We start from the raw sequence: 1,647 nt of genomic DNA on the forward strand, positions 1-1,647 counted from the left end.
GAAATTAACCAGTTAAGAGAGTTAACCAGAAGTGGTAAATCCTCTTTACCAAAAGTAGTAAAGCAAGTTAACACACAAAACTTAGGGAAAAAAGAGAAACCTAGTATTAGGGACCCTGTGAATAACTTATCCACAGAAATGAGAAAACTCACCGAAAAGATGACCATTAACAGATTTAACCACTAAGACCTATGAAGAAAACAATCAAATTCACAATAAAAGGAAATCCGGATGACCTCGAAGGTAATCCGGTCCCATACGTTCGAGTAGTGGGCAGGGCGCTGTGGCTACCGAAAGCTAAAAAGTATTACGCATGGAAAGAATACGTCCGCAGTATCTTCCACAGAGAATATCCGGAATTCTCAACTGAAGCGGTCCAGCCCCTCACCACAAAGATATCGGCACGCGCTCAAATGTCGATCGTAATCTACTGGGTCAATGGAGTGCATGCCGATCCTGACAATGTCTTCAAGGGATTGGCCGACGCTCTCTTCCAAAATGACAAGTTCCTTGATGGAGCATTCGAATCTCACTATGCGTCCGACGGCAAAGGACGGGTCGAAGTGCAGATAACACTCGACAACGCATGACCTCCCATAAGCACTCATGTTCAACGCGAATAATCCTCGACACAAACTAAACGCCGCTCAAATCGAGGAAGCTCGAAAGCGGTACGAAGAAGGCGGGTGGAAGATCCTATGGATATCCCGCTTCTTCAAAGTTGACCCTCGAGCTATTCGCTTCCATGCCGGCAATAACGGATGGATTCGTCGATCACTCATGCCGAAGTTTATGCCAGACGAGGTGGCTGAGATTTACAGAGAAAGGCGAAAAGAAAAATATCTCAGCAAAGTGAAAGGAACCTACGAATTTATTCAGATGCAGGGGCAAGAACGAAAGCGGCAGGCTTGCGAGCATCACCTCTGGATCAAGCGATGCAGCATCTGTAACGAGATCCTCGAGTCAGATGCCACATGCCACAAACATTAAAAATAATTAATTCATATGCCAAAAAAGAACACTAAAAAAGAAAACAAATCACAACCCAACCCAATCGGTCTCTCGGCTCGATTTCTGTCCGCTCGTCCGGACTTTGTCGGTGCCTGGATCATTGGAGCGCACAGTCTGCTTCCGATCTTCAAAACGGAAAGCAGGGAAACAATCATCGCTTTTCTTGAAACGGTCCAGGGAGAATTCTTTGCTGCCCTCCGACACCACTGGGAGAAGAAGAATCCCAATCAAAAGATGACCTATACGTTCGGCACGATCTGCCGCAATAGGAGAGGGATCGAGCGTCTCGTGATCGGCGTTCTCCCAACAGAGAAAGGAAAGCCTACTTACGAGTACATAGACGACGATGGCAAGGTCGGTGCCTGCAACGAGTCGAGCATGGTGGGCTGGATGGAAAAAAACTAATATGCAAATCACTGACGTAAAAAAATACGAGAAGAACGCAAAAGAACATCCAGGCTTTCAGCTTGAAAAGATCGCAAGCTCGATAAAAGCATTCGGGTGCAAACAGCCACTCATTCTCGACAAAGACGGCGTGATAGTGGTCGGTCACGGGCGATTCATAGCAATGACTGAATTGCTCGGGTACACGCTCATGGAACAAAAAGCATTTACCAAGAAAGGCGAGCCAGTCAT

At 46.4% G+C, this 1,647-nt stretch carries 5 protein-coding genes; all 5 read left to right on the top strand.

Going from position 1 to position 1,647, the window contains the following annotated elements; genetic code table 11:
- On the top strand, window positions 1-186 hold a 186-nt coding region (locus K2Q26_12825), incomplete at its 5' end, for a hypothetical protein (protein ID MBY0316403.1).
- 5 nt (window positions 187-191) lie between these two features.
- Window positions 192-590: a RusA family crossover junction endodeoxyribonuclease gene (locus K2Q26_12830; protein MBY0316404.1), complete on the top strand. Its 399-nt coding sequence runs from the start codon at window positions 192-194 to the stop codon at window positions 588-590.
- 16 nt (window positions 591-606) lie between these two features.
- Window positions 607-990 carry a hypothetical protein gene (locus K2Q26_12835; GenBank protein MBY0316405.1) on the top strand — a complete coding sequence of 128 codons (384 nt, stop codon included), beginning with the start codon at window positions 607-609 and terminating at the stop codon, window positions 988-990.
- A 15-nt stretch (window positions 991-1,005) separates the two neighbouring features.
- Entirely contained in the window at window positions 1,006-1,416 is a 411-nt protein-coding gene (locus K2Q26_12840) for a hypothetical protein (GenBank protein MBY0316406.1), read from the top strand.
- Between the two features lies 1 nt (window position 1,417).
- Window positions 1,418-1,647 (top strand): hypothetical protein (locus tag K2Q26_12845; protein ID MBY0316407.1); only part of this gene is annotated, 230 nt, incomplete at its 3' end.

Source organism: Bdellovibrionales bacterium (assembly GCA_019750295.1).
Taxonomy (GTDB): Bacteria; Bdellovibrionota; Bdellovibrionia; order Bdellovibrionales; family JAGQZY01; genus JAIEOS01.

Coding starts and splice junctions, on each gene's coding strand:
- K2Q26_12840 (MBY0316406.1), top strand. CDS start 1,006: ATGCCAAAAAAGAACACTAAAAAAGAAAACAAATCACAACCCAACCCA.
- K2Q26_12835 (MBY0316405.1), top strand. CDS start 607: ATGTTCAACGCGAATAATCCTCGACACAAACTAAACGCCGCTCAAATC.
- K2Q26_12830 (MBY0316404.1), top strand. CDS start 192: ATGAAGAAAACAATCAAATTCACAATAAAAGGAAATCCGGATGACCTC.